This is a genomic window from Methyloceanibacter sp. (assembly GCF_050999895.1).
GTDB lineage: Bacteria > Pseudomonadota > Alphaproteobacteria > Rhizobiales > Methyloligellaceae > Methyloceanibacter.
In genome coordinates this window covers 12,906-39,020 of sequence record NZ_JBPCOU010000021.1, presented here as the reverse complement: position 1 = coordinate 39,020, position 26,115 = coordinate 12,906, and the positions used below count along the sequence as shown (strand labels likewise).

The window sequence follows — 26,115 nt, the reverse complement described above, 5'->3', positions numbered from 1 at the left end:
AATGCGCCGCTCGGCGTCCATGAGCTCCTAGGAACCGGCCCCGGGCCCCGTCGAGCGCCTCGGCGCTAGTTCAGCGGTCCGAATTCCCCTGCGATCGGGGCGTTGAATTCATCCGGGCTGCCGAAATGGTCGAAATAGCGCGTGTTGATCTCCTCCACCGGCATGATGACGAAGACGTCCGTCGTGCCGAACTGGTGGTCGATCACGGCACCGTCGCCGACATAGGCGCCGACGCGCAGATAGCCTTTGATCAGCGGCGGCAGCGCCTTGAGCGCCGCGCGAATATCGATGGCTTCCTTCGGCATTAAATTCATGTCCACGTGCAAATGATCATGCGCGCGCACGCGCCAATCTTCCGGCGCCAGCTTGTGGTGGTGCAGGAAGCTCAGCGCCAGCGCATGCGCCTTGGGATCGGTGCCTGCGAAGCTCGCGCATCCGATCATCACGTCCATGCCGTGCTCGCGGAGATATGACCACACGCCCTGCCATAACAGTTCGAGCGTCCGCCGGTTGCGATAGGGTTTCAGCACGCAGGAGCGCCCGAGTTCCAGAAAGCCGTAATCGGGCTTCGACCGCAGCAGGGGCGTCATGTCGTATTCGCCTTGCGTGTAGAAGCCGTCGTAGAGATCGGCCACATCCTGCCTGAGCACGCGATAGGTGCCGACCACCTGCGGCCGCCGCCAGCGCCGTCCGTTGCCGTCGTCGCCGTGATCGATCACGAGCAGATGGTCGAACACCTGGTCGTAGGCGTCCTCGTCCCGGCGCGAAAGCAGCGCAAGCGCGCCCGGAGTCGCCGCCATCTCTTCGTAGAAGACTTTGTAGCGCAGGCGCTGCGCGCGCCTGATCTCACTCTTCTTGCGCGCCAGCCGCACTTCCAGCGAACCGATGCGGCCATAGACCTTGGCGGGCTTGAAGCGCCGGGTGAAGCGCCCCCCGCCCAAGAAGGGAAGCGACCCCGCGTGGCCCGGTCGGAACATCAGCCCTGGAAAGAAGACCCCGCCGCGAGATCGTCCCACCGAGCGCCCTTGCGTCACCTTCATCGGCATGGTCTTGCCCGATTGTTTCGACAGGAGAAACGCGGCCCAGGACGGGTGCGGGACGAGAATACGCACGCCCGCATTAGCCTGATTCGGCCATAACGAAGCCCGGTTAGCAAACCAATTCGAACGCAGTGTGACAGTCTGGGGATAGTTTGGAAGACGAGCTTGGTCAGGCGGCGCCGCGGCCGGCTCGGTCGAGGCCCGTGGACTTGGATCCCCGCCAGCGCTCCAGCAGCGCGGCGAGATCTTCCTTCTCGAAGGGTTTGGCGAGATAGTCGTCGAGGCCCGCGTGAAGATAGGAGGCGCGGTCTGCGGCGAAGGCGTTGGCCGTCAGCGCAATGATCGGCGGGCGGCCCGCAGCCGGCAGCGCATCGGCGGGGTAGAGCGCTCTGATGTGGCGGGCGGCCTCGACCCCGTCCATGCCCGGCATGTGGATATCCATAAGAACGAGGTCGAAGCCTTTCGCCGGCCCAGCGAGTTCAGTCCGCGCCTTCGCGATCGCTTCGATGCCGTTGCGGACGCGCACGACGCGGGCGCCGCCTTTTTCCAGAATGGTTCGCGCAAGGAGAGCGTTGATGTCGTTGTCCTCGGCAAGCAGGATCGAGATGTGCGCCGTGTCGGCGGGGACGCCGCCCGCGCCGTCCATGATGCGCGAAACTGCCTCCGGCCGGCGCACCTTCTCCTCCTCGCCGTCGCCGAAGAGCTGCGTCAACAACGACAGCGGCCTTATGGGGCGCATGAGATAGCCGTTGAAGCCGCTGCTGCGGAAACGCGGAATGTCGCCGCGCTCGAAGGAGTCGATGATGACCACCGCCCGAGGCTGCCGCGCAGGGCTGCCATCCTCGGCAAGCAAGGACAGGAGACGCGCGGCACCACTGTCGAAAGCGGCGCGGTCGGTGAGAAGCGCGCGGAAGGGAACCCCCATCAACGCTGCGCCCTTGGCGATGCGCTCGGCGTCCTTGAGCTTCGCGCGCGCGACGCTCGCGCCGAGAGCGACGAGGAGATCGCCGATCAGGGCAGACTCGATCGCCCCCTCCAGCACGAGCAGCACCTTTTCGCCGGGCCGGCCGGGGCCAGGCAATTCCGAGCGCGGCCGTGTCGGAAGGGACGGCGAGCGGCAGATCGACGGTGAAGGTGGCGCCCGCGCCTGGCACGCTCGGAACGGAGATGCGGCCGCCCATTTCGCCGACCAGGCGGCGCGAAATCGTCAAGCCAAGGCGGGAGCCGCCATGACGCCGCGCCGGGCCCGACTCCGCCTGCTCGAACTCCGCAAAGATGTGTTCGATCGCTTCGGCCGGCACGCCCGGCCCTGTGTCGCGTGCGGCGAAGCGGATCATGATGGCGTCGTCCGTCGCCGCTCCACAATGTCCTCGCCGTCGAGGTCGGCAAGGGTGCGGGCGACGCGCAAGTGCGGTGATAGCCGCGCGCGCTCAAGGCAAGAGCGTCGGCGGCGTCGCGTAGGAGCTTGAGGCCGGCCGCTTCCGGGCTTGCGATCTCTTCCAGGAGCGACGCCTCGCATTCGGCGTTGGTGCGGAGCCGCGGGAGGCCAAGCAGCGCGAAGCGCTCGACTTGCAGACGGCGGGCGAGCGTGACGCGCCCGCGCACCTCGGCGCTTCCTTCCGAGACTTGCGGCAACACGAGATCGGCCGCGGAAACCGCCGGCACCTCGATCTGCAAATCGATGCGATCGAGAAGCGGGCCGGAGATGCGCGCCTGAAAGCGCTCGGCGCAAGATCACCCTTGCCGGCAGCTGAAGCCGGGTTCGCCGGCGCGCCCGCAGCGGCATGGATTCATGGCGGCGACGAGCTGGATGCGCGATGGATAGGTGATGCGGTGATTGGCGCGCGCGATCACGGTCTCGCCGCGAGCATGGATTTACCCCCGCCCGGCGGTCCGACCATGAGGAGATTGTGCCCGCCCGCGGCGGCGACTTCGAGCGCGCGCTTGGCGGTCTCCTGGCCCTTGATGTCTTTCAGGTCCGGCATTGCCGTGTCGCCCGTGTCGGCCGCCGGTTCCGGCCGGCGCAGTCCCTTGAAGTGATTGACGAGCATGAGCAGGTCGGAAGGCGCGAGAATCGCCATGTCGCCCGACGCCCACGCAGCTTCCGCGCCGCAAGCGGACGGGCAGATCAAGCCTTTGCCGAGCGCATTGGCGCCGATGGCGGCAGGAAGGGCGCCTTTGGACGGATCGTCCAAAGGCTCCACCTTCAACCACTTTTCCACGCCCACAATTGTGGGGACGCCGCGCTCTTCCAGGACTCGGTGTTGGTCACCCAGACTGGCGGTTCCGATCTGAGGTCCTCTGCCCTGGAAAAAGTTTCCGGGCGGAGACTCCGAATTGGAATATCGGCGTAGGTGTGACGGCCTCCTGAGCCGATGCCGCGGTCGGGAGAGCCAAATTACGCGAGGCTCAGCGAGCCGCAACCTTCTTTTCCACCACGTCCCAGATCATGGCGGCGATGTCGGGTCCGCCGAATTCGCGCACCTGCCGGATTCCGGTCGGCGAGGTGACGTTGATCTTGGTGAGATAGTCGCCGATCACATCGATGCCCGCGAAGATCAGCCCGCGCGCCTTGAGCCGGGGCCCGAGCCGCGCGCAGATCTCCTTGTCGCGCTTCGTCAGCGTCACCGCCTGCGCCGTTCCGCCCACATGCAGATTGGAGCGTGTCTCGTCGGGTGCCGGCACCCGGTTGATCGCGCCTGCGACCTCGCCGTCGACCAGTATGATGCGCTTGTCCCCCTCGCGCACCTGCGGGACATAGCGCTGCACCATGATCGGCTCGCGGAAGGTCACGCCGAGCAGCTCGATCAGCGAGTTGAGATTGGTGTCGCCAGGCGCGATGCGGAACACCGCGGCCCCGCCATTGCCGTAAAGCGGCTTGATCACGATGTCCTTATACTCCTCGCGAAAGGCACGGATCGCGCCCGGGTCGCGTGTGATGAGCGTCGGCGGCATCAGATCGAGAAAGTCGAGCACAAAGACTTTCTCCGGTGCGTTGCGCACGCTGGCCGGGTCGTTCACCACAACCGTCTTGGGCTGAATGCGCTCCAAGAGATGTGTGGTCGTGATGTAGGCCATGTCAAAGGGTGGGTCTTGGCGGAGATGCACCACGTCGAACTCAGCGAGATCGACGGCGCGGGCGTAAGCGAGTCGGTAATGGTCGCCGGGCCTGTCCTCTACGGTGAGACTGTGGCCCTCCGCGATCAGCTTGCCGTCACGCAGAGAGAGCTTGTCGGGCGTGTAATAGAACACGTCATGCCCGCGCTCCTGCGTCTCCAGCAGAAGGGCGAACGTCGAATCCCCCCTGATATCGATGCGCTCGATCGGGTCCATCTGGAAAGCGACTTTGAGGGCCATGGCGGGGGCTTATCGTTGGGAGTCGGCTGCGGCAAGCTCGCGCCAAAGGACGGCTGCCGTCAAACGGGAAATGCGTTTTCGATATAGCGCGGCCAGGCGAGCCGCGAGGTGAGCACGACGTCGAAGCTGATGTCGTGGCCGTTGAAGGAAGGGTGCGCGGACAGCCAATATTGAGCGGCCCGGACGATGCGCCGGCGCTGTTTCGCCGGCAGCGTCCAGGCTGCGTCCTCAGCGGTTCTGCGCCGCTTCACCTCGACAAAGGCGAGCCGCCGTCCCTTCAGCGCCACGAGGTCGATCTCACCGACCGGCGTCTTGTAGCGCCGCGCCACGATGCGATGGCCCTTCAGTCGGAGGAGGAGTGCAGCAAACCTCTCGGCGAGAACCCCGCGCCGATAGGCCCTGACCCGTGCCTCCCTCATGGGGCCTCGTCTCCGCGATCGAGTGCAAGTCCAAGCTCATAGACTCTGCTGCGCTTGACGTTGAGATTTTCCGCGACGCTACGCACCGCATCGCGGAAGCTTTCTTTTTGCAGCGCGGCTTTGAGGTTCGCGACGATAACGTCATCTGTCGCCGATGCGTCCTCGGCGCTTGGCGGCGCGACGACGATCACGAACTCGCCCTTGAGCTCGTCGGCTTCCGCAAAGTGTGACGCGAGCTCATCGAGCAATCCGCGTGTCAGACCTTCATGTAGCTTGGTCAGTTCCTTGGCGACAGCCGCTTCGCGCGGTCCGAGCACGGCCGCCAAGTCTGTAAGGCTCCTCGCCACGCGCGAGGAGGCTTCGAAAAAGACAAGCGTGGCAGGCGAGGATTTCAGTTCCTCGAGCCGCGTCCGGCGCGGCCCGGACTTCGGCGGGAGGAATCCTGCGAACAGGAACGTATCGGTCGGCAATCCTGAGCTTGTGAGCGCGGCAAGCGCCGCGGAGGGACCCGGAATGGCGCTGACGAGGAGCCCTGCATCGAGTGCCTCGCGCACGAGCTTGTAGCCTGGATCGGAAATAAGCGGCGTACCGGCGTCGGAGATCAGCGCCACTGAGGATCCTGCGCGAATGCGGGCAAGCAGTCGCAAACGCTCGCGGGCCGCGTTATGCTCGTGATAGGGCGTGAGCTCGCCCGTCACCCCGAAATGCGACAGCAGCTTGCGGCTGTGGCGCGTGTCCTCCGCGGCGATGATGTTTGCGCGGGCGAGCACCGAAAGTGCCCGCAACGAGACATCGCCGAGATTTCCGATCGGCGTTGCGACGAGATAAAGGCCTGGCGCAAGTGGCCGCTCGAGGGACTCGCCAAGCACCTCGCGCACCCGCTCAAGAAGTTGGTGCGACGTGTGAATGCTGGGGTCGTTCGGCTCGCGATTCGGCACGGGGATTTCTGAATTGCCTTGCGGAGCCCTTGGGGCGGTGGCCCTAGGCGTAAAAACGTTACGTGATATAGTGCGCCTGCGTCCATCACGTTGGGCCATACTTACCGGAACAATCCCCGTCTGGGGCGAGCGGCTATAACGCCACCGGACGATTTGGACGGTCCGCCGCTGAGAACAAAAGCCTCGCGTGAACCGCGCGGGACTTCGAGCAAAGGGGCCATGCGGCTTCCAATCGCGATTCGACGTCACTTGGGCGCCATTAAGCTTGTGCTCGCCAGCATGGGCGTGGCGGCGCTGTTCGCCGCCTGCGGCACGCCGGGCGGGCAGGGACCAAGCGGTCCCGGCTTCGGTGCCGGTGCAGGGTCCGTCAAAGTCGCGCTTCTGCTGCCGATCTCGGCCGGAGGGTCAACGCCCGGCATCGCCAAGGCGTTGAAGCAGGCGGGTGAGCTTGCCCTGTTCGATTTCGACAATCCGAATGTCGTGCTCGTGCCCAAAGACACGGGGGGCACCCCGGAGGGTGCGCGGATGGCCGCCGAGAGCGCCGTGCAGGACGGCGCCGAGCTGATCATCGGCCCGCTCTTCGCCCAGGAGGTCAATGCGGTGGCGCCGATCGCCCGCCAAGCCGGCATTCCGGTCGTCGCATTTTCCAGCGATGAGAACGTCGCCGGCAACGGCGTCTATCTCTTAAGCTTCGTCGCCGGCCGCGACGTGCAGCGCATCGTCAGCTTTGCGCTCTCGCGCGGGAAGCGCAATTTCGCGGTGCTCGTGCCGCAATCGCCTTACGGCCGGCTCGCCGAAACGGCTTTCGCGAGGGCAGTCTCGGCCGGAGGAGGGACCGCATCGGTGCGCGCCGTGTTCCCGCCCGGCGATGCCAATGGCATGCTTGGGCCGGTGCGGCAGATCGCGAACGCCGTGAAGGGCGGTCAGCAGGTCGATGCGCTGTTCCTGCCTGCTGGCCGCGAGGAGCTGCCGTCGCTCGCGCCGCTGCTCGCATCGTCGGGCCTCTCCAGCGCCCAATTGCAGTTCCTCGGCACCGGGCAGTGGGACTTTCCCAATATCGGCACCGAGAAGGCCTTGATCGGCGGTTGGTATCCCGCACCCGACCCGAAGGGCTGGGCCGGCTTCAGCCAGCGCTACGCGAAGACCTATGGCGGACCGCCGCCGCGCATCGCGAGCCTCGCTTACGATGCCGTGAGCTTGGCGGTGTCGTTGTCGCAGAATCCGCAGGGCCAGCGCTACAATTCCTCGACACTCAGCCGTGCCAGTGGCTTTCAAGGCGTCGACGGCCTTTTCCGCCTCTTGCCCGGCGGCACGAGCGAGCGCGGCCTCGCCATTCTCGAAGTGCGCGAATATGGGCCGCAAGTCATCGATCCCGCGCCGAGTTCCTTCAGCAACGCGCAGTCGTCTTATTGAAACTTAAGCGGCGAGTTCGAGAATGAGCCGGTCGAGCACTAGCCGACCCGCTGGGGTAGCCGCGATGCGATCCCCATCCTGCCGCAGCAGGCCGCGCCGCTCCAGGCTGGCGATCGTACTTTGATCGAGATCGCGTCCGTCGATGGCGGCAAGTCGTTTGAGATCGACGCCTTCGCCGAGGCGCAAGGCCATGAGAAGATACTCGTCGGCACATTCCCCGGAGCTCAGCGCTTCGTCGACTTCGATACCGTCGCCGCGCGCCTCGACCTGCGCGAGCCAAGCCTCCGGCGATTTGAGCGTGGAGAGCGCTCGCTTGCCGTCGCCGCGCAAGATGCGCGCATGCGCCCCCGGGCCGATGCCGGCATAGTCGCGCCCGCGCCAATAGAGGAGATTGTGCCGCGACTCCGATCCCGGCCGCGCGTGGTTTGAAATTTCATAGGCGGGCAATCCTGCGTCGCCACAAAGCTCTTGCGTCAGAAGGAAAAGCTCGCGCGCCAATGCGCCGCCCGGTATGCGCAGGCTGCCGGCGGCGTGACGCGCGGCGAACGCCGTGTCGGGCTCGATTGTGAGCTGATAGAGGGAAAGATGATCGGCCGCATGGCCAAGCGCCTGCCTAAGCTCGGCGCGCCAAGCCTCGACCGTCTGCCGTTCCCGTGCATAGATGAGATCGAACGACACGCGATCGAAAGTGCGTTTGGCGATCGCAAGCGCCGCAAGCGCCTCGTCCGCCGAATGCATCCGACCCAGTGCCTTTAGGCTCTTGTCATCGAGCGCCTGTACGCCGAGCGACACCCGGTTGACGCCGGCGGCGCGATAACCCGCAAAACGCTCGGCCTCGACGCTGGTCGGATTGGCTTCCAGCGTGACTTCGGCGTTAGCATCGACGCTCCAATGCCGTGCGATCGCGTCGAGGATCGCGGCGACGCTGCGTGCTTCCATGAGCGACGGCGTGCCGCCGCCGAAGAAGATGCTGGAAACGCGTCTGGCGGGTGCGAGCGCAGCGAAATGATCGAGCTCGGCGAGGTAGGCCGCAACGAAGCGATCCTGATCGACGCCGCCATGGCGGACATGCGAGTTGAAATCGCAATAGGGACATTTGGCGAGGCAGAACGGCCAATGCACATAGACCCCGAACGGCTCGCGCTGCCCCGATGCCTTCGCGCGCGGCGCGGAGATGGTGCTCGGATCCTGCTGCTCGGTGCCGGGCATCGCCATAAGCTAAACCTCGTCGTGCCGGCCGAGCACCAGTTTCTCGAACGCCCGCATGCGGTGCGACAGCGCATTTTTCTGTGCAGGCTCCATCTCGCCGAACGTCTCCTGATAGCCGTCGGGGATGAAGATGGGATCATAGCCGAAACCGTGTCTCCCGCGCGGCGGCCAGGTCAGTGTGCCGAACACCTTTCCCGTGACTGCCACGGCGCTGCCGTCAGGCTGCGCCAACGCCAAGGCGCAAGTGAAATTGGCGCTCCGGTCGCTGGCCCCGCTTGCTTTAAGCTCTTGATGCACGCGTTCCATGCCGCGGCCGAAATCTCTCGCGGGCCCGCCCCAGCGCGCGGAATGAATGCCTGGCGCGCCGCCAAGCGCTTTGACCTCCAAGCCGGAATCGTCGGAAAGCGCGGGGAGGCCGGAGGCCGTTGCGGCGGCGACGGCCTTGAGCTTGGCGTTCGCGACAAAACTCGATCCTGTTTCTTCCGGTTCCGCCAAGCCGAGCGCGGCGGCTGAGATGACTTCGATGCGGAACGGCGCAAACAGCTCCGCAAGCTCCCGCACCTTGCCTTCATTATGGCTCGCGATGACGAGCGTCATGCCGCGCCGAAGCGTGCCCGCTGGATCAGGCAACGGTGAGCCTCTGCAATTGGACCAGCTCGCCAATGCCGCTTCGCGCGAGTGCCATCAGAGCATCGAATTGTTCCTGGCTGAACGGATCCGTCTCCGCCGTGCCTTGTACTTCGACGATGCCACCCGACCCCGTCATGACGAAATTCGCGTCCGCATCGGCGGTCGAATCCTCCACATAATCGAGATCGAGCACGGGCTCGCCGCCATACAACCCGCACGACACCGCCGCGACGTGATCGCGCAGCGCTTTGCCTTTCAGCATGTTGCGCGCCTCCATCCAGGCGATGGCGTCGTGCAGGGCGACCCAGGCGCCGGTGATCGCGGCCGTGCGGGTGCCGCCATCGGCCTGCAGCACGTCGCAATCGACCACGATCTGCTTTTCGCCGAGCGCGGTAAGGTCCGTAACAGCCCGCAACGAGCGGCCGATCAGGCGCTGAATCTCCTGGGTGCGCCCTGACTGCTTGCCGGCGGCCGCCTCGCGGCGCGTGCGATCGAGCGTTGCGCGCGGCAGCATGCCATATTCGGCGGTCACCCAGCCGCGACCCTGGCCCTTGAGCCATGGCGGCACGGATTCGCCCGCGGTCGCGGTACAGAGCACATGCGTGTCGCCGAAGCGGACGAGGCACGAGCCTTCAGCGTAGCGCGATACCGCGCGCTCGAGCGTGACGGGCCGCAAGGCATCGGGCGCGCGTTTCGAAGGCCGCATTCTATCCATCTCCGTTGGCAGATGCGGCGCACCCTAGAGGACGCCCTCTTGCGGGGAAAGCCCCTTTCCCGGGCCTTGTCGCGGCGAATCCGACCCTTTACCAGAGCATGGCCGCCATCATTGCGAGTGGGACTAAAGCCGGGCGGCGCTCGCCACCCAGAGGCTGCCATTGCATATTGTTATGACGCGCCACCGGAGCGCCCGAGGGAAGGCATGGCAGACGAGGAAGTTACGCTGATGTCCGAACGCCCCTCTCCGGCGCCGGCCGACGTCCCCACGCCGATGATTGCGCAATATCTGGAGATCAAGTCCGCCAATGCCGACTGTCTCCTCTTTTATCGCATGGGCGACTTCTACGAGATGTTCTTCGCCGACGCTGAGACCGCTTCGCGCGCGCTCGGCATCACGCTGACGAAGCGCGGCAAGCATCTCGGCCACGACATCCCGATGTGCGGCGTGCCCGTGCATGCCGCCGACGACTATCTCCAGCGCCTGATCGCGCTGGGCCACCGCGTCGCGGTCTGCGAGCAGATCGAGGACCCGGCGGAGGCGAAGAAGCGCGGACCCAAATCCGTGGTGCGGCGCGACGTGGTGCGCCTCGTGACGCCAGGCACGCTGACCGAGGACAATCTTCTCGATGCGCGTTCATCCAATTTCCTCACGGCGCTGTTTCGTGCGCCACCCCGCGACGGGAAGGAGTCCGGCTTCGCGCTCGCCTCTCTCGACATCTCCACCGGCGAGCTGCTCACAGGCTCGGCAAGCCTCATCGATCTGCCTGGCGAGCTTGCGCGTCTTAAGCCCGGCGAGGTGCTGCTCGGCGACGACTTGGCCGGGGATGCGCAACTGCGCGGCCAAATCGAGGATGCCGGCGCCAGCCTGACGCCGGTCCCGCGCGCCCATTTCGATTCCGTGCGCGGCGAGCGTGCTCTGAAGAGCCGCCTCGGCGTGGCGGCGCTCGATGCCTTTGGCGATTTCACCCGTGCTGAGCTGGCCGCACTCGGCGGGCTGCTCACCTATGTCGAGATCACGCAGGTCGGCAAGGCTCCGTTCCTGCGCGCACCTCGCAAGCAGAGTGCGGGCGATCTGCTTCTCATCGACGCGGCGACACGCGCCAATCTCGAGCTCACCCGCTCGAACCAGGGTGCGCGGGCCGGCAGCCTGCTTGCCGCCATCGATCGCACTGTTTCAGCGGCGGGCGCGCGCGAATTGGCAAGCCGGCTTGCAAGTCCGATCACCGACATCGCCGCGATCAGGGCAAGGCTCGACGCGGTCGCCTATCTCGCCGATGAGCCGCGTCTGCGCGAGACGTTGCGCGTCGAGCTGAAAGCGGTCCCCGATCTTGCCCGCGCCTTGGCGCGGCTCGCCTTTGGCCGTGGCGGACCGCGCGATCTCGGTGCGGTGCGCGATGCGATTCTTGCCGCGCGCGGACTTGCCGCGCAGCTCTTCCGCACCGGCCAGGCGCTTGGCCTGCCGCGTGAGCTCATGGGCATTGTCGAGCGCCTTGCCGCCGCGCCCGGGGAAATCCACACCGCGCTCTCTGCGGCGCTTGCCGACGAGCTTCCCGTCAACAAGCGCGACGGCGGCTTCATCCGCGAGGGCTTCAACCCCGACCTCGACGAACATCGCAAGCTGCGCGACAGCAGCCGTCAGGTTATTGCCGGGCTGCAATCGGCCTACGCGGAAGCGACCGGCATCAAGTCGCTCAAAGTGCGCCACAACAACGTGCTCGGCTATTTCGTCGAGGTGACCGCGCTGCACGCCTCAACCCTGACGAACCCGCCTCATGCCGAGAGCTTCATCCACCGCCAGACGTTGGCGAATGTCATGCGTTTCGCCACGCGCGAGCTCGCCGAGCTTGAGGCGCGCATCACGACCGCCGCCGATCGCGCGCTCGCGATCGAACTCGACATCTTTGCCGCGCTGAGCGCAGACATTCTCGCCGAGGACCGGGCGTTGGCGGAAGCAAGCGCTGCGCTTGCCGTGCTTGATCACTATGCGGGCCTTGCCGGGCTTGCTGTCGAGCAGAACTACGCCCGTCCCAAGATCGACGACAGTCTCGTCTTTGCCGTCGACGGTGGCCGCCATCCCACGGTCGAGCAGACTCTGCGCCGCGGCCAGGGAGCCGCCTTTGTCGGCAACGACTGCCGGCTCGGCGAAGAGAACGGCACGCGCATCCTCGTCGTCACCGGTCCGAACATGGGTGGCAAATCGACCTTTCTGCGTCAGAACGCGCTCATCGTCGTGCTGGCGCAGATGGGCTCCTTCGTGCCGGCGCGTGACGCTCATATCGGCATCGTCGACCGGCTCTTCAGCCGCGTCGGCGCCGCCGACGATCTCGCCCGCGGCCGCTCGACCTTCATGGTCGAGATGGTCGAGACCGCCTCGATCCTCAACCAGGCCACGGAGCGGTCCTTCGTCGTGCTTGACGAGATTGGCCGCGGCACGGCGACCTTCGACGGCCTCTCCATTGCATGGGCGGCGCTCGAATATCTGCACGAGGTAACCAGCGCCCGCGTGCTTTTCGCCACCCACTATCATGAGCTGACCGCGCTCGCGGACAGGCTGCCGGCCGCCGCCAACGCCAGGGTGGAAGTCAAGGAGTGGCGCGACTCCATCGTCTTTCTCTATCGCGTGATCAAAGGCGCTGCCGATCGGTCCTACGGCATCCACGTGGCGAAGCTTGCGGGGCTCCCCGAGCCGGTCCTCGCCAGGGCGACGGAGGTCTTGAGTGCGTTGGAGAAGGCGGATGGCCGCCCGAAACCGTCCGAGCTTGCCGACGATCTGCCGCTCTTCCGCGCCGCGAAACGTGGAGACGCCGTCCCGACAATGGAATCGAGGCTCGAACAGGCCGTCAAGGAGCTTGCGCCCGATGCCATGACTCCCAAGGAGGCCCTTGAAGCGCTCTACCGGCTGAAAGATTTGCTTCACTCTGGTGACGGGGCTTAAAAGCCTTTGTGTTAGATCGGCTCGCCATGGATCAGCCTGCACCAAGACAGCCGCCTTATTTTGATCTCGACCTGATGCGGCACGAGGCGGCGGTGCTTGCCGAGGCCTATTCGGGGCAGGTTTCCTCGCTGCGCACGGCGCTTGTCGAGCGTCTGCGCGGCCTCGTCGCGGATGCCCACGCCGCTGCCAGGCGGCAGCTTGAACGTGATGGTGACGGCCGCGCCTGCGCCGCCGGCCTGTCGGCGTTTCAGGACGCCCTGATCCGGCTCGCTTACGATTTCACCACCAACCACGTCTATCGCGCGGAAAACCCTTCGGCCGCCGAGCGCATGGCCATGGTCGCCCAAGGCGGCTACGGTCGCGGGCTGCTCGCGCCCGGCTCCGACATCGATCTCCTGTTCCTGCTGCCCTACAAGCAGACCGCCTGGGGCGAGAGCGTCGCCGAGTACATGCTCTATCTGCTCTGGGATCTCGGCTTCAAAGTCGGACACGCCACCCGCACCATCGACCAATGCGTGCGTCTCAGCCTGTCCGACATGACGATCCGCACCGCGCTTCTCGATGCCCGCCTCATTCTCGGCGATGCCACGCTCTATGCGGAGTTTCAGCAGCGCTTTCGTAAGGACGTGCTCGAGGGCAACGCGCGCCCCTTCATCGAGGCGAAGCTCGCCGAGCAGAACGAACGCCATGCGCGCTCCGGCGCCTCGCGCTACCGCGTCGAGCCCAACGTGAAGGACGGCAAAGGCGGCTTGCGCGATTTGCACACCCTGCACTGGCTCGCGAAGCATCCCTATCCCGATAAGGCCGAGCAGGAATTTGTCGAGGCTGGCGTCTTCACCCGTACCGAGTATCGCAGCTTCCGCCGCTGCGAGAGCTTCCTCTGGTCGGTGCGCTGTCATCTGCATTTTCTCACCGGCCGTCCCGAGGAGCGGCTGAGCTTCGACTTGCAGACGCAGATGGCGGAGCGGCTCGGGTATCGCGGCCACGCCGGCTTGAGCGCGGTGGAGCGTTTCATGAAGCACTATTTTCTCGTCGCCAAGGAAGTCGGCAGCCTCACCGGCATCGTCTGCTCGGCGCTGGAGATAAAGCAGCTCAAATCGCTGCCTTCCTTCGATGCATTGCTCGCGCCCTTTGGCTGGCGCCGTCGCGCCAAGCTGCGGCGCACGTCGGATTTCCGCATCGAGAACGGCCGCATCTCCGCGGTGAGCAGGGACGCCTTCGCCAAGGACCCGGTGAACTTCATCCGGCTTTTCGTGCTCGCCGATGAGCACCAAGCCTCGTTTTCGCCGGAGGTACTGCGTCAGGTGCGGAGCAATTTCCGTCTCATCGACGATGATCTTCGCAACAATCCGATCGCTAATCGTCTCTTCCTGCGCCTCGTCATGGACGGCCGCGATCCCGAAGGGACGCTGCGCAAGATGAACGAGGCGGGCGTGCTAGGCCGTTTCATTCCCGCCTTTGGCCGCGTCGTCTCCATGATGCAGTTCAACATGTATCACCACTTCACCGTGGACGAGCATCTGATCCGCACCATCGGATTTCTCTCCGGCATCGAGCGCGGCAGGTACGCCATCGAGCATCCGGTCTCCACCGAAATCATCCGCACCATCGACAGTCGCCGCGCGCTCTACTTGGCGGTGCTCCTGCACGACATCGCCAAGGGCAGGGACGAGGATCATTCCGTCGCCGGTGCGCAGATCGCGCGCGAGCTTGCCCCGCGCTTCGGTCTTAGCGCCTCGGAGTCGGAAACAGCCGTCTGGCTCGTCGAGCATCACCTCGCGATGAGCCAGTTCGCGCAGAGCCGCGACCTCAACGACCCAAAGACCATTCGCGATTTTGCCGCTCTGGTGCAGAGCCGCGAGCGGCTGAAGCTGTTGATGGTTCTGACCGTCGCCGATATTCGCGCCGTCGGCCCTGGCGTCTGGACCGGCTGGAAGGGTCAGCTCCTGCGCACGCTCTATTTCGAAACCGAGCCCGTGCTCGGCGGCGGCCACCTCACCTTGAGCCGCAGCGAGCGGGTGTCTCGTGCCCAGGATGCGCTGAAGGAGCGCCTCACCGACTGGCCGCAGAACGATCTCGAGCAATTCATCGAGCGGCATTATCCGGCTTATTGGCTCAGGACCGATCTCGATGTGATTGTCGAACATGCTAAGCTGCTCCGCGATGCTCTGGCGCAGAACCGAAGCTTGGTCACGCATATCTCCACCGACGCATTTCGCGGCGTGACCGAGATCACGCTTTTGGCGCCGAACCACCCGCGCCTTCTGGCCCTTGTCGCGGGCGCCTGCGCCGGCGCTGGCGCCAACATCGTCGATGCGCAGATCTCAACCACCCGCGACGGCATGGCGCTCGACACCATTCACCTGGAGCGAGAGTTCGACCACGCCGAGGACGAGGAGCGCCGCGCGCGCAAGATCGCGTCCAATATCGAGCTTATGTTGAAGGGCGAGGCACGCCTTGCCGAATTAGTTCGCACCAAGCGGAAGCCGAAATCGCGCCTCTCCGCCTTTACCGTCGAACCGCAAGTCGTGATCGACAACACGCTCTCCGATGCGCTGACCGTGATCGAGATCAACGGTCTCGACCGTCCCGGTCTCCTCTATGACGTCACCCGTGAGATTTCCGACATGAATTTGGACATCGCGTCTGCCCATATCGCCACCTTCGGCGAGAAGGCGGTCGACGTCTTCTACGTCACCGACCTGACGGGCAAGAAGATCACGAGCTCGACCCGGATCGGCACCATCCGCGAGCGCCTGCTGAAGGCGCTTGTGCCGCGCCGGCAGGCGGTAGCCCAACGCCCTTGACCCATTCCGTCGCAGGTTAGCCATGGCGTTCTATCGCGCATTCGCGACTGTCGGCGCGATGACGAGCCTCAGCCGCGTGCTCGGCTTCGTACGCGATGTGCTGATCGCGGCGGTGCTCGGCACGAGCGCCGTCGCCGACGCCTTCTTCGTGGCCTTCCGCGTGCCGAACATGTTCCGGCGCCTCTTTGCCGAGGGCGCGTTCGATGCGGCCTTCATCCCTTTCTTTACTTCCCGCCTCCACGGCGAGGGCGACGATGCTGCGCGCGGCTTTGCCGAGGAGGCCCTTGCGGGACTGACCCTGTTGCTCGTGGTCTTCACCCTCGCCGGTGAGATTCTCATGCCCTGGCTGATGCTGCCGCTCGCCCCGGGCTTTGTCTCCGATCCCGCCAAGTTCGATCTCACCGTCATGCTGGCGCGGATCGCGCTCCCTTATCTCGTCTGCATGTCGCTCGTTGCGCTCTATACCGGAATCCTCAACGCCTTCGGGCGCTTCGCCCTCGCCGCCTTCGCACCCACTCTTCTGAATGTCGTGCTGATCGGCGTGCTTTTGGGGTTGGTCGCGTTCGGCATCGGGCCGAATTCCACGGCAGGCATCGCGCTCGCGTGGGGCGTCGCCGCTTCCGGCGTGCTGCAAGTCGTCCTCGTCGCCGCCGCGGCCACCAGGATCAAGATGGGGCTGGCGCTGCTGCGCCCCCGCCTCACCCCCGATATGCGCAAGCTCCTCGCGCGTGCCGTGCCCGGCCTCATCGCCGGCGGCATGGCGCAGCTCACCATGGTCATCGCGACCATCATCGCCACGCTGCAAGATCGGGTCGTGTCCTGGCTCTATTATGCCGAACGCATCTTCCAGCTCCCGCTCGGGGTGATCGGCGTCGCCATCGGCGTCGTTTTGCTGCCAGACTTGAGCCACAAGCTGCGGAAGGGCGACCATGCGGCTGCGCTTGCGAGCGAGAACCGCGCGCTGGAGATCGCGCTGCTCCTGACCTTGCCGGCGGCGGCCGCCTTGTTCCTTGCGTCCGGGCCGATCATCCGCGTCCTCTTCGAGCGCGGCGCCTTCACCGCCATCGACTCGCGCGCGACAGCGGACCTCCTGTCCGCATTCGCCATCGGCCTTCCCGCCTTCGTGTTGGTCAAAGTGTTCCAGCCGGGTTTCTTCGCCCGCGAGAATACCAAGACGCCCATGATCTATGCCGGCATCAGCTTGGGATTCAATCTCGTCCTCAGCATCGTCCTCTTCACCTTCCTGGGCGCGACGGGGATCGCCATTGCGCTCGCACTTTCCGGCTGGCTGAATGTCGCCCTGCTCGCAGGCACGCTCCGGTCCCGGGGTGAGTTCGAACTCGACGAAGCTGTCCGCCGCGCCTTTCTCGGCATCGCCGCCGCGACCGTCGTCATGGGGGTTGTGGTCTGGTTTTTGACCGGCCTGCTCGCGCCCTGGTTCGCGCCCGAGAACGGCCTTCTGACGCGCGTCGGGGCGCTTCTCCTGCTGGTCGGGAGCGGGCTTACAACCTATGCCGGTGCGGCCGAGCTCTTCGGCGCGATGCGACTGAGATCTCTGCTTAAGAGCCTGCGAGCGGCTCGAGGCCGATAGGGTTGCGCGGCTTTGGCAGCCACGTCATAACCGCGCACGATTGGGGGCGAGGCATGGAAAAGACGAACACCAAGACGCGCGTCTTTTCCGGCGTGCAACCGACCGGCAATCTCCATCTCGGCAATTATCTCGGCGCCATCACGCGCTTCGTCGCGCTCCAGGCCGAGCATGACTGCCTCTATTGTGTCGTCGACCTGCACGCGATCACCGTGTTCCAGGACCCCGACGAGCTTGCCCACAATACGCGCGAGGTCACCGCCGCCTTCATCGCCGCCGGCATCGATCCCGAAAACCATATCGTCTTCAATCAGAGCCAGGTCTCCGGCCACGCCGAGCTCGCGTGGATATTCAACTGCGTGGCGCGCATCGGCTGGCTCAACCGCATGACGCAGTTCAAGGAGAAGGCGGGCAAGGACCGCGAGAACGCTTCCGCCGGGCTTTACGTCTATCCGAACCTGATGGCGGCCGACATTCTGCTCTACCACGCGACGCATGTTCCCGTTGGCGAGGACCAGAAGCAGCATCTCGAGCTTGCCCGCGACATCGCGCAGAAATTCAACAACGACTTTGCAGCCACGATCGCGCGCGCGGGATTTGCGGACGGCTTCTTCCCGCTGCCCGAACCGCTCATCACCGGCCCCGCGACGCGCGTCATGAGCTTGCGCGACGGCACGCGCAAAATGTCGAAGTCGGAAGAATCCGACATGACGCGCATCAACATGACCGACGACGCCGACGCCATCGCGAAGAAGATCAAGAAGGCGAGGACCGATCCCGAGCCGCTGCCGTCGGAGGTTAAAGGTCTTGAGGCGCGGCCCGAGGCCGACAACCTCGTCGGTATTTTTGCCGCTCTCGCCGAGACCGATAAGGAGTCGGTCTTGCGCAATTTCGGCAACGCGTCCTTTTCTTCGTTCAAGCAGGCGCTCGCCGATCTCACCACGAGCAAGATCGTCCCGATCGGCGCCGAGATGAAGAAGCTCCTCGCCGAGCCGTCCCATATCGACCGTGTGCTCGAGCGCGGGGCTGCGCGTGCGCATGCGATTGCCGACCCGATCCTCGACAAGACCAAGGAAATTGTCGGCTTCATCCGCTGACGCCGCATCGCCCGGCTGGGGCGATCTATGGCGTTACTCGCGCGAAGGCTGCATGACAAAGACGCCAACTGATGGCAGCATGCGCCCCCATGATGGCCACGAAAAAGCAAAGCACGGAAACCGCCAAGAAGCCCGCGGCGAAGAAGCCCGCCGCCAAGGAGACACCCTCGGAGGCGGCGAAGTCCCGCGAGCGCAGATTGCGGCAGATCTTCAAGGAAGGGCATAAGCGGAAATTTCTGGTCGTCGTCGACGAGACGCCGGAATGCGAAAGCGCGCTTGCCTTCGCGGCGAGCCGCACGCAACGCACGCATGGCCAGCTCGCGCTGCTTTACGTGATCGAGCCCGGCGTCGATTTCCAGCACTGGCTGGGCGTCGAGGAGATCGCGCGCGAGGAAGGGCACAGCAAGGCCCGGGCGGTCTTCCGCCTCTTCGGTCGCAAGCTGAAGGCCATGGGCTTCGATAAGATCGTGCCGGAGGAGATCGTGCGCGAGGGCATCAAGGCGGAGGAGCTCACGAAGCTGACCGAGGAGGACGAGGATATCGGCGTGCTTGTCCTCGGCGCGTCCAAGGATCCTTCAGGACCGGGTCCGCTCGTTGCGAGCCTCGCCGGCGGCCGTTTTGCCGGCACCTTCCCGGTGCCCATCACCGTTGTGCCGGGCCATTTGACCATCGACGAGATCCTCGCGCTCGCCTAACCTGCGCGTCCCTGTTCTCCAGCCACTCGTCTGGCGGGGCAAGCGCTCGAGCAGCGAAGCGATAGCGCCACTACGCGGGTCCCGTCCATCCACGTCTTTCTCGTCATACCGGCTAAAAGCCGGCATCCAGCATGAGACTCTGTCAACCGCGCCCCTGGATTCCGGCGTGCGCCGGAATGACATTTGCTGAGACACCTGTGTCCATTGCCGAGCGCACCACTGCTGTCCGCTCCCTCCTTGTGGGGGAGCACGACGCGCGCAAGCGCTCATGCAGCGAAGCGATAGCGCATCAATGAAGGCGCGTCGGAGGGGGGTGAGGGTGGCGAATAAAGAAGCCACGCGGAAAAAACTTATCCCCGCCCTCCGGACCTCACTTACACTCCGCATCACTTCGTCCGTGAAGGGGCGCGCGCAGGAGGCGTCGTGAAGCGGAACGGCGCCGGGGCTCCGCCCGGGTCCACTATGAGGCCCCACCAGGAGCTGGCTGACGATCCCAGGGTCCAACCCAAACGCGACCCCTGACGGACACGGGGAAGCGGGAGATCTGGGACGAAGCGCGGCCCGGCGACCGAAAAATCTGCCGCGTTTGGCGCGCCGCGAGGCGCCCGCCGCGATCCGCAAAGATCGCGGACACAAAATGTTTGCGCCTTTCGGCGCGCCACCCCCTCACTTCGAGGGGAAGACTTCCGCTAACACCGGACGCATCCGCGTCGCGGCAATGGAGGCGTATGCGTGCTATAACCCCCGGGCCCGCCTTGACTTTGCGCCCAGTGGGGCCAAGTATGGTCTAGAATAATTCTAAGCTGATCAGCCGCCTATTAATCGGGTTTGCAAGCTTTTCACCTTCGAGGCAGCCATGTTTATCCAGACCGAAGCGACCCCAAATCCCGCAACCCTGAAATTCATCCCCGGCCGTCCCGTGCTCGATGCCGGCACGATGGAATTTCTCACGGCCGATGAGGGCAAGGGGTCGCCGCTCGCCTCGCGCCTGTTCGAGATCGACGGGGTCAACGGCGTCTTTTTCGGCACCGACTTCATCAGCGTAACCAAGGGCGACGGCGAGTGGCAGCATCTGAAGCCCGCCATCCTCGGCGCCATCATGGAGCATTATCTCTCCGGCGAAAACGCCGTGGACGCCGGTGGCGAGTCGGCCGACGAAGAAGACAGCGAGTTCTTCGAGCCCGCCGACGAGGAGACCGTCAAGACCATCAAGGAGCTGCTCGATACGAGGGTCCGGCCCGCGGTCGCGCAGGATGGCGGCGACATCACCTTCCAGGGCTTCCGCGACGGCATCGTCTATCTGCATATGCGCGGCGCCTGCTCCGGCTGCCCGAGTTCCACGGCGACGCTGCGCCACGGCATCGAGAATCTCCTGCGCCACTTTATTCCTGAGGTGCAAGAGGTTCGCCCGGTGTGACGGACCGCGTGGCACGCCGCACGAACGGCCGCGGCTCCGACGACCGGCACCAGGCTCTATCGGACACCGCGCTCGACCAGCTCTTTCGCGACGCCCGCAGCCATAATGTCTGGCAGTCGAGGGATGTCCCTGACGCGCTCCTGTACGAGCTCATCGATCTGATGAAGCTCGGGCCGACCTCGGCCAATTGCAGTCCGGCGCGCATTCTCTTCGTGAAATCGCCGCAAGCGAAGGAACGGCTGAAGTTGCATCTTTCCGAAGGCAATCGCGATAAGATGATGAAGGCGCCTGTCTGCGCCATCATCGGCTACGATCTCGATTTCTACGAGTACCTGCCGCGCCTCTTTCCCCACACCAATGCCAAGAGCTGGTTTGAGGGCAAAGACAAGAAAATCTTCGACACCGCCTTCCGCAACGGCACGTTGCAGGGCGCTTATCTGATCATGGCCGCTCGCGCGCTTGGTCTCGATTGCAGTCCGATGTCCGGCTTCGACAATGACGGCGTCGATCGCGATCTCTTCCCCGGCACGAACATAAAATCGAACTTTCTCTGTAGCCTCGGCTACGGCGATCTGGGCGCCTTGAAACCGCGCTCGCCGCGCTTCGCGTTCGACGAAATCGCCGAGATCATCTAGACCGCCCCATGAACATTCTCGCGCTCGATACGAGCATGGGCGCCTGCTCCGCCGCATTGCTGCGCAGCGCGGCGAGAGCGCAGCGGCTCATCACCCGACACGAGCTGATGGAGCGCGGCCACGCCGAATCACTCATGCCCATGGTTGCCGCGGTCATGGCGGAAGCGGAGCAGGACTTCGCCGATCTCGATTTGATCGTAGCGACGGTTGGACCCGGCAGTTTCACCGGCGTGCGCATCGCCATCTCGGCGGCACGCGGCTTTGCGCTGGTCATGAAAGCGAAGCTCTGGGGCACTGACAGTCTCACTGTCATGGCCGCCGAGGCGAGCGCCGCAGACGTGACGGAAGGCTCGGACGCGCCTCTCGCGGTCGCCGTCGATGCGCGGCGCGACATGATCTATTTCGGTCTGTTCGGAGCTGACGGGCAAAGGCGTGAGGGCCCGCTTCTGCTGACCCCGCAAGATGCGTCCCTCCTGCTTCCGAGCGATCTGCGGATTGTTGTTGGAAGCGGCGCTACGCTGCTCACCGAGGCCGCAAATGCGCACGGACGCAGCATCGAAGCGACGCTCATAGAATTGCAGCCACGCGCCGCAGCGCTCGCGGAGCTGGCGCTGTTGGCGCACGAGACGATTCCGGTCTTGCGGCCACTCTATTTGCGTCCGCCTGACGCGAAGCCGCAGGCAAAGATGACCGCGAGTCGCTGATCGTGCCGTTCGCCTCCGCCATTTCTGTTCGTGAAGCCTTGCTTGGCGACGCGGCGATCATGGCCGCGATTCACAGCGCCTGCTTTCCCCGCTGCTGGGATGAGGCGGCGTTCGCGCAGCTTCTCGCCGAGCCGCTTTGTCTGTCGCTGCTCGCCGCTGCGCAGGGGGATAACTCTCCGCAAGCCTTCGTCATCGTCCGCGGCGTTGCCGACCAGGCCGAGCTTTTGACGCTCGCCGTGCTGCCCGATAACCGGCGCCAAGGCTTGGCACGGGCGCTTGTCGGCGCATCGGCTGCCGCCTGCCGCGAGGCCGGCGCCAAACGGCTTTTTTTCGAGGTGGAGGACGGCAATGACGCGGCCCTTCTTCTCTATCGCAGTTTCGGCGCCGTCGCCGTCGGGAGCCGCCCGGCCTATTACGAGAATGGGGCCGATGCCGCGATCTTGAGCCTTGCCCTTTCAGGCCGAGGCCCCGATGATGCGGCAAGTCGTGCGCCGACACCACAATTCAGACGCCCTTGATTATGCCCAAGGAAACGATACGGGACAGCCGGCTCGAGCGTCTTTGCGCCGATCAGGGCATGCGCATGACGGGTCAGCGCCGCATTATTGCTCAAGTGCTTTCGGAGGCTGACGACCATCCCGACGTCGAGGAAGTGCATCGCCGCGCCGCCGCTCGCGATTCTCGCATCTCGCTTTCGACGGTCTATCGCACCGTGCGGCTGTTCGAGGAAAAGGGTATCCTGGAGCGTCACGATTTCGGCGATCGCCGCGCCCGCTACGAAGAGGCAGGGCATGGCCATCACGACCATCTCATCAACGTCAAGACGGGTGAAGTCATCGAGTTTCGCAACGAGCAGATCGAACGCTTGCAGGAAAGTGTCGCCCGAGAACTCGGCTTTCGTTTGATCGGCCACAGGCTCGAGCTGTTCGGTACGCCGGTCAAGAACGGCAAGGGCTAGCAGCCGCACTTGATGTCCCTTTCCCTGCCAATGCTTGCCGTATGAGACGCTTGCGCGCGTTCCTCGTCCTTGCGGCGTTCTTTGCGTTCACGCTTCCGCTGATGCCGCTCCAGCTCCTGTTGCGCCGGACCGGGTCACGCTTTGCCCGCACCTTCCCGCATTGGTATCACCGCCAAGTCTGCAGGATCGTCGGCGTGCGCCTACGCGTCGAGGGCCGCGTCGCGCGGGAGGGCGGTGTGCTTCTCGTCTCTAATCATGTCTCCTGGCTCGACATCGTTGTGCTGTCGGCGGTCGCGCCCGTTTCCTTTGTAGCGAAGCAGGAGGTTGCATCGTGGCCCTTCGTGAGCTGGCTCGCACAGCTCCAGCGCTCGGTCTTCATCGACCGCAACCGCCGCACCGAAGTGACCGGCAAGGCCAACGAAATTTTGCAGCGTCTCGATGCCGGCGACCACATCGTCCTCTTTGCCGAAGGCACCTCCAGCGACGGGAACACGGTCTTGCCCTTCAAGACGGCGTTGTTTGCCGCGGTGAAACCGCAAGGCGAGGCGGCGACGCACCGGAATGTCTGCGTGCAGACCCTGGCGATCACCTACACGAAACTGTACGGCCTGCCGCTCTGCCGTCGCGGCCGCCATTTCGTCGCCTGGTACGGAGATATGGATCTTGCAAGCCACGCCTGGCGCTTGCTGGGCAAGGGTCCGCTCGACGCAGAAATCCGCATCGGCCCGCCGGTGCCGCTCGATCAGTTCGCGGATCGCAAGGCGCTCGCGCTCTATGCTGAAGAGAAGGTGCGCAATGACGTGACCAGTCTCCTGCGCGGGAGATGGACGGGCACAGCGCGCTAAAATGCGTTAACGGGGCTTACATCGCCTTCCGTAAGCGGATCGTGTCCATCACCGTGAGCGCGGCGAAGGTCCCATCGGGGAGCTGCCTAATACGGCCGCCCCGCACCAGATTGAAGAGCGTGGCATAGACGCCACGCGCCGCCGCATCGGCATCGGGGAAATAGCCGTCCTGCACCGCCCGGTCGCGCAGCTCTTCCTTTGTGAGGGAGCCGCCGTCGCCAAGCGTGCGCAGCAGAAGATCGCCGAGCTGCAAAGGCTGCGTCTGTTGCTGTGCTTGCTGCTCGCCCTGTGGCGACTGCGGCGCTGCCTGCGGACCGGCACCTTGCTGAGCCTGTGGTGCGCTTTGTAGGGCGCCTTGGCCGCCGAGCCGGCGCGTCTCGGACTCCAAGAGCTTGCTCACCGCCGCTAGCTCTGCGTTCAGTTCGGCAATGCGCGCGTCGCGCTCGCTCTGCAATTGCTCAATCCTGCGTTCGAAATGCGCCTGGGCGCCGTTGAGCTGCTCTTCGATGTGATGAGCGCGATCTTGCAGATCGCTGCGGATGTCGCGCATGGCGCACCTCCAGTAGACAGCTTCAAAAAAATGGGAGTCCTCCCGGCGAGCAACGCTCGCTTGAGTCCGCAGGTTGCATCGCAATATCGACAAAATTGGGAACGGAGTGCGGCCCGAAAGAGTCCGCTGTCCCGCCTATTTTGCCTTTCGCGGCCTACGCTGCCTTGGCTTGGTCGTTTCCGGCAGGAAATAGCCGAGGAGCCCGATGGCCGGGAGGAAGGCGCAGACATGGTAAACGAATTCAATGCTCGTCGCGTCGGCGAGCCAGCCGAGCAGGGCCGCTCCGATGCCGGCAATGCCGAAGGCGAGGCCGAAAAACAGGCCCGCAACCATGCCGACCCGGCCCGGGATCATGCCCTGGGCATAAACGAGGATGGCGGGGAACGCCGAAGCCAGAATGAGCCCGATGATGACGCTGAGCACCGCGGTCCAGAATAGGCCCACATAAGGCAGCGCGAGCGTGAATGGCAGCACCCCGATGATCGACCACAGAATCACGCGCCTTGCCCCAATACGGTCGCCGATCGGGCCGCCGATCACGGTTCCTGCCGCCACCGCGCCGAGAAACAGAAACAGGTAAAGCTGCGCGCTCTCGACCGATAGGCCGAACTCATGGATCAGGTAGAAAATGTAAAAGCTCGTGATGCTGACGAGGTAGAAATGCTTGGAGAAGGTCAGCGCCATCAGGATCACGATCGAGGCTGCGACCTCCTTGCGGCCGAGTTCCGCGATGGCCTTCAGCTCGTTGGATGGATTGGCGCGCTCGATCTTCAGCGTCTTGCCGTACCAAGTGCCGACACCCGCGAGCAGCGCCATGCCGAGCAGCGCCACGATGGAAAACCACGCGATCGTGTGCTGGCCGTAGGGAAGGACGATGAAGGCGGCGAGCAAGGGTCCCAGCGCTGTACCGAAATTGCCGCCGACCTGAAACACCGATTGCGCCATCCCGTGGCGTCCACCGGAAGCGAGCCGCGCGACGCGCGAGGATTCCGGGTGAAACACCGATGATCCCATGCCGATCAACGCCGCGGCGGCGAGGACCATCGTATAGCTCGATGCAAACGCGATCAGCACGAGCCCGGCAAGCGACGACGCCATGCCAAGCACGAGCGAATAGGGCGTGGGGTAGCGGTCGGTGTAATAGCCGACCACCGGCTGGAGCACCGAAGCCGTGAATTGGAATGTGAAGGTGATGAGCCCGATCTCGACGAAATCGAGGTCGAGATTCGTCTTCAGCATCGGATAGATCGCCATGATCAGCGACTGGATGACGTCGTTGAGCATGTGGCAGACGCCGATCGCCGCCAGCACCGCGACAACTGTCCCCTCCGCCGCTCCTTGGGGGGCGGGCAATTTCGCTTGCATCGCCATGCGCGGAACTCGAGCCTTCTTGGTCGGCGGCAGCATTGGGCCCAACCGCGCCGGGACTGCAAGGGTTCATTTGCCGCAAACCGCAAGTCAGATCCGGAAGAACGCCCCCGCCGGTTTTGGCCAAGCCCGCCGGTGCGGACGGAGACGATTCAGCACCGTGCTCGGCGGCGACTACGAGCCGCGTGACAAGGCATCGTCACGATCACCAGCGATCTTCTGCGTCGCATTTTGGGAACGTCCTCAGTCTGACTGCGCCAAATAGGGCGAGAGCTGGACGTCCTGCCTCATTCTCCCACAGATTGGCCGGATTCTGAACGGAATCAAAGCCCAAGCCTTGGTTCCCCGCACCCGCCTTGGGGGCAGAACAACCAAGAGGGAAACAACCATGAGACGCATGATCCCTGTCGCGCTGATCGCGGCATTCGTCGCCACACCTGCTCTCGCGGCGACACAAGTTCGCGCCACCTGGTATGGCAACGAGCTGCGCGGCAATCGCACTGCGAACGGCGAAATGTTCAACCCGGACGGCCACACCGCTGCTCACCGCTCACTGCCGTTCGGCACCTGCCTGATGGTCGGCAATCCGAAGACCGGGAAGACCGTCAAGGTCCGCATCAATGATCGCGGCCCCTTCACCAAGGGTTACTCGCTGGACCTTTCCCATGGCGCAGCGAAGGCCATTGGCATGCGTTCGTCGCAGGCCGTGACGATGCGGCAGTGCTAAGTCTGCCGCAGGACTAAACGAAGATTTCCGCTGATTTGAAGGGAACGGGCGCTAAGCAGCCGGGTT

General features: G+C 64.7%; 23 protein-coding genes and 2 pseudogenes. 13 read left to right on the top strand and 12 right to left on the bottom strand.

Annotation, left to right across the window (positions count from 1 at the left end; genetic code table 11):
• Positions 1–65: 65 nt before the first annotated feature.
• The 7 genes and pseudogenes from ACR2J1_RS02095 to rsmI form a co-directional block, all read right to left on the bottom strand.
• Complete coding sequence (locus ACR2J1_RS02095) at positions 66–977, bottom strand: GNAT family N-acetyltransferase (RefSeq protein WP_434017703.1); 912 nt, start codon at positions 975–977, stop codon at positions 66–68.
• A 232-nt stretch (positions 978–1,209) separates the two neighbouring features.
• Positions 1,210–2,121 (bottom strand): response regulator, encoded by a 912-nt coding sequence (locus ACR2J1_RS02090; RefSeq protein WP_434017693.1) that lies wholly within the window; start codon positions 2,119–2,121, stop codon positions 1,210–1,212.
• An 88-nt stretch (positions 2,122–2,209) separates the two neighbouring features.
• Positions 2,210–2,377 (bottom strand): annotated as a pseudogene (locus tag ACR2J1_RS02085) (ATP-binding protein); the annotation flags it as partial.
• Positions 2,374–3,226: pseudogene (locus ACR2J1_RS02080) on the bottom strand (ATP-binding protein); the annotation flags it as partial. The pseudogenes ACR2J1_RS02080 and ACR2J1_RS02085, both read right to left, overlap by 4 nt.
• Before the next feature lie 223 nt (positions 3,227–3,449).
• Complete coding sequence (gshB, locus tag ACR2J1_RS02075; protein WP_434017692.1) at positions 3,450–4,397, bottom strand: glutathione synthase; 948 nt, start codon at positions 4,395–4,397, stop codon at positions 3,450–3,452.
• Positions 4,398–4,456: 59 nt separating this feature from the next.
• Positions 4,457–4,816: a YraN family protein gene (locus ACR2J1_RS02070; protein ID WP_434017691.1), complete on the bottom strand. Its 360-nt coding sequence runs from the start codon at positions 4,814–4,816 to the stop codon at positions 4,457–4,459.
• Positions 4,813–5,754 (bottom strand): 16S rRNA (cytidine(1402)-2'-O)-methyltransferase, encoded by a 942-nt coding sequence (rsmI, locus tag ACR2J1_RS02065; RefSeq protein WP_434017690.1) that lies wholly within the window; start codon positions 5,752–5,754, stop codon positions 4,813–4,815. The genes ACR2J1_RS02070 and rsmI overlap by 4 nt, the downstream gene beginning before the upstream one ends.
• A gap of 219 nt (positions 5,755–5,973) precedes the next feature.
• Here rsmI and ACR2J1_RS02060 point away from each other — a divergent pair, with 219 nt between their 5' ends.
• Positions 5,974–7,167, top strand: a complete 1,194-nt coding sequence (locus tag ACR2J1_RS02060; RefSeq protein WP_434017689.1) for a penicillin-binding protein activator — start codon at positions 5,974–5,976, stop codon at positions 7,165–7,167.
• 3 nt (positions 7,168–7,170) lie between these two features.
• Here ACR2J1_RS02060 and hemW read toward each other — a convergent pair whose 3' ends face one another.
• The 3 genes from hemW to rph are packed head-to-tail and all read right to left on the bottom strand — an operon-like array spanning position 7,171 to position 9,712.
• Positions 7,171–8,376: a radical SAM family heme chaperone HemW gene (hemW, locus tag ACR2J1_RS02055; RefSeq protein ID WP_434017702.1), complete on the bottom strand. Its 1,206-nt coding sequence runs from the start codon at positions 8,374–8,376 to the stop codon at positions 7,171–7,173.
• 9 nt (positions 8,377–8,385) lie between these two features.
• Positions 8,386–9,006: an RdgB/HAM1 family non-canonical purine NTP pyrophosphatase gene (rdgB, locus tag ACR2J1_RS02050; protein WP_434017688.1), complete on the bottom strand. Its 621-nt coding sequence runs from the start codon at positions 9,004–9,006 to the stop codon at positions 8,386–8,388.
• Complete coding sequence (gene rph / locus ACR2J1_RS02045) at positions 8,999–9,712, bottom strand: ribonuclease PH (protein WP_434017687.1); 714 nt, start codon at positions 9,710–9,712, stop codon at positions 8,999–9,001. Before rph ends, rdgB begins: the two co-directional genes overlap by 8 nt.
• Before the next feature lie 237 nt (positions 9,713–9,949).
• Between rph and mutS the strand changes: the two genes are divergently transcribed.
• The 11 genes from mutS (at position 9,950) to ACR2J1_RS01990 (ending at position 23,404) form a co-directional block, all read left to right on the top strand.
• A complete protein-coding gene (gene mutS, locus ACR2J1_RS02040) occupies positions 9,950–12,658 on the top strand; it encodes a DNA mismatch repair protein MutS (protein ID WP_434017701.1) in 2,709 nt (902 codons plus the stop codon).
• Between the two features lie 26 nt (positions 12,659–12,684).
• On the top strand, positions 12,685–15,465 hold the full coding sequence (locus ACR2J1_RS02035; protein WP_434017686.1) for a [protein-PII] uridylyltransferase: 2,781 nt from the start codon (positions 12,685–12,687) through the stop codon (positions 15,463–15,465).
• A gap of 22 nt (positions 15,466–15,487) precedes the next feature.
• A complete protein-coding gene (gene murJ / locus ACR2J1_RS02030) occupies positions 15,488–17,056 on the top strand; it encodes a murein biosynthesis integral membrane protein MurJ (protein WP_434017685.1) in 1,569 nt (522 codons plus the stop codon).
• A 53-nt stretch (positions 17,057–17,109) separates the two neighbouring features.
• A complete protein-coding gene (trpS, locus tag ACR2J1_RS02025; RefSeq protein WP_434017684.1) occupies positions 17,110–18,150 on the top strand; it encodes a tryptophan--tRNA ligase in 1,041 nt (346 codons plus the stop codon).
• A gap of 71 nt (positions 18,151–18,221) precedes the next feature.
• Positions 18,222–18,845, top strand: coding sequence for a universal stress protein (locus ACR2J1_RS02020; protein ID WP_434017683.1), 624 nt, complete (start codon positions 18,222–18,224; stop codon positions 18,843–18,845).
• Positions 18,846–19,701: 856 nt separating this feature from the next.
• Entirely contained in the window at positions 19,702–20,262 is a 561-nt protein-coding gene (locus ACR2J1_RS02015) for a NifU family protein (RefSeq protein WP_434017682.1), read from the top strand.
• A gap of 8 nt (positions 20,263–20,270) precedes the next feature.
• The gene (locus ACR2J1_RS02010; RefSeq protein ID WP_434017681.1) at positions 20,271–20,897 is read left to right on the top strand and encodes a malonic semialdehyde reductase; all 627 of its coding nucleotides are present in this window, start codon (positions 20,271–20,273) and stop codon (positions 20,895–20,897) included.
• An 8-nt stretch (positions 20,898–20,905) separates the two neighbouring features.
• Entirely contained in the window at positions 20,906–21,601 is a 696-nt protein-coding gene (tsaB, locus tag ACR2J1_RS02005) for a tRNA (adenosine(37)-N6)-threonylcarbamoyltransferase complex dimerization subunit type 1 TsaB (RefSeq protein WP_434017680.1), read from the top strand.
• A 2-nt stretch (positions 21,602–21,603) separates the two neighbouring features.
• Entirely contained in the window at positions 21,604–22,119 is a 516-nt protein-coding gene (locus tag ACR2J1_RS02000) for a GNAT family N-acetyltransferase (protein WP_434017679.1), read from the top strand.
• A 2-nt stretch (positions 22,120–22,121) separates the two neighbouring features.
• Positions 22,122–22,559 carry a Fur family transcriptional regulator gene (locus tag ACR2J1_RS01995; RefSeq protein WP_434017678.1) on the top strand — a complete coding sequence of 146 codons (438 nt, stop codon included), beginning with the start codon at positions 22,122–22,124 and terminating at the stop codon, positions 22,557–22,559.
• Between the two features lie 41 nt (positions 22,560–22,600).
• The gene (locus tag ACR2J1_RS01990) at positions 22,601–23,404 is read left to right on the top strand and encodes a lysophospholipid acyltransferase family protein (RefSeq protein WP_434017677.1); all 804 of its coding nucleotides are present in this window, start codon (positions 22,601–22,603) and stop codon (positions 23,402–23,404) included.
• Between the two features lie 16 nt (positions 23,405–23,420).
• On the opposite strand, the gene ACR2J1_RS01985 is transcribed toward ACR2J1_RS01990, so the two are convergent.
• Positions 23,421–23,954 carry a hypothetical protein gene (locus ACR2J1_RS01985; protein WP_434017676.1) on the bottom strand — a complete coding sequence of 178 codons (534 nt, stop codon included), beginning with the start codon at positions 23,952–23,954 and terminating at the stop codon, positions 23,421–23,423.
• 135 nt (positions 23,955–24,089) lie between these two features.
• The gene (locus ACR2J1_RS01980; protein WP_434017700.1) at positions 24,090–25,325 is read right to left on the bottom strand and encodes an MFS transporter; all 1,236 of its coding nucleotides are present in this window, start codon (positions 25,323–25,325) and stop codon (positions 24,090–24,092) included.
• Between the two features lie 394 nt (positions 25,326–25,719).
• Here ACR2J1_RS01980 and ACR2J1_RS01975 point away from each other — a divergent pair, with 394 nt between their 5' ends.
• On the top strand, positions 25,720–26,049 hold the full coding sequence (locus ACR2J1_RS01975; RefSeq protein ID WP_434017675.1) for a septal ring lytic transglycosylase RlpA family protein: 330 nt from the start codon (positions 25,720–25,722) through the stop codon (positions 26,047–26,049).
• The last annotated feature ends 66 nt before the right edge of the window (positions 26,050–26,115 follow it).

Coding starts and splice junctions, on each gene's coding strand:
- trpS (WP_434017684.1), top strand. CDS start 17,110: ATGGAAAAGACGAACACCAAGACGCGCGTCTTTTCCGGCGTGCAACCG.
- mutS (WP_434017701.1), top strand. CDS start 9,950: ATGTCCGAACGCCCCTCTCCGGCGCCGGCCGACGTCCCCACGCCGATG.
- hemW (WP_434017702.1), bottom strand. CDS start 8,376: ATGCCCGGCACCGAGCAGCAGGATCCGAGCACCATCTCCGCGCCGCGC.
- ACR2J1_RS02015 (WP_434017682.1), top strand. CDS start 19,702: ATGTTTATCCAGACCGAAGCGACCCCAAATCCCGCAACCCTGAAATTC.
- ACR2J1_RS02020 (WP_434017683.1), top strand. CDS start 18,222: ATGGCAGCATGCGCCCCCATGATGGCCACGAAAAAGCAAAGCACGGAA.
- rph (WP_434017687.1), bottom strand. CDS start 9,712: ATGCGGCCTTCGAAACGCGCGCCCGATGCCTTGCGGCCCGTCACGCTC.
- ACR2J1_RS01985 (WP_434017676.1), bottom strand. CDS start 23,954: ATGCGCGACATCCGCAGCGATCTGCAAGATCGCGCTCATCACATCGAA.
- ACR2J1_RS01980 (WP_434017700.1), bottom strand. CDS start 25,325: ATGGCGATGCAAGCGAAATTGCCCGCCCCCCAAGGAGCGGCGGAGGGG.
- tsaB (WP_434017680.1), top strand. CDS start 20,906: ATGAACATTCTCGCGCTCGATACGAGCATGGGCGCCTGCTCCGCCGCA.
- ACR2J1_RS01995 (WP_434017678.1), top strand. CDS start 22,122: ATGCCCAAGGAAACGATACGGGACAGCCGGCTCGAGCGTCTTTGCGCC.
- ACR2J1_RS02070 (WP_434017691.1), bottom strand. CDS start 4,816: ATGAGGGAGGCACGGGTCAGGGCCTATCGGCGCGGGGTTCTCGCCGAG.
- ACR2J1_RS02035 (WP_434017686.1), top strand. CDS start 12,685: ATGGATCAGCCTGCACCAAGACAGCCGCCTTATTTTGATCTCGACCTG.
- ACR2J1_RS02060 (WP_434017689.1), top strand. CDS start 5,974: ATGCGGCTTCCAATCGCGATTCGACGTCACTTGGGCGCCATTAAGCTT.
- ACR2J1_RS01975 (WP_434017675.1), top strand. CDS start 25,720: ATGATCCCTGTCGCGCTGATCGCGGCATTCGTCGCCACACCTGCTCTC.
- ACR2J1_RS01990 (WP_434017677.1), top strand. CDS start 22,601: ATGAGACGCTTGCGCGCGTTCCTCGTCCTTGCGGCGTTCTTTGCGTTC.
- murJ (WP_434017685.1), top strand. CDS start 15,488: ATGGCGTTCTATCGCGCATTCGCGACTGTCGGCGCGATGACGAGCCTC.
- ACR2J1_RS02095 (WP_434017703.1), bottom strand. CDS start 977: ATGTTCCGACCGGGCCACGCGGGGTCGCTTCCCTTCTTGGGCGGGGGG.
- gshB (WP_434017692.1), bottom strand. CDS start 4,397: ATGGCCCTCAAAGTCGCTTTCCAGATGGACCCGATCGAGCGCATCGAT.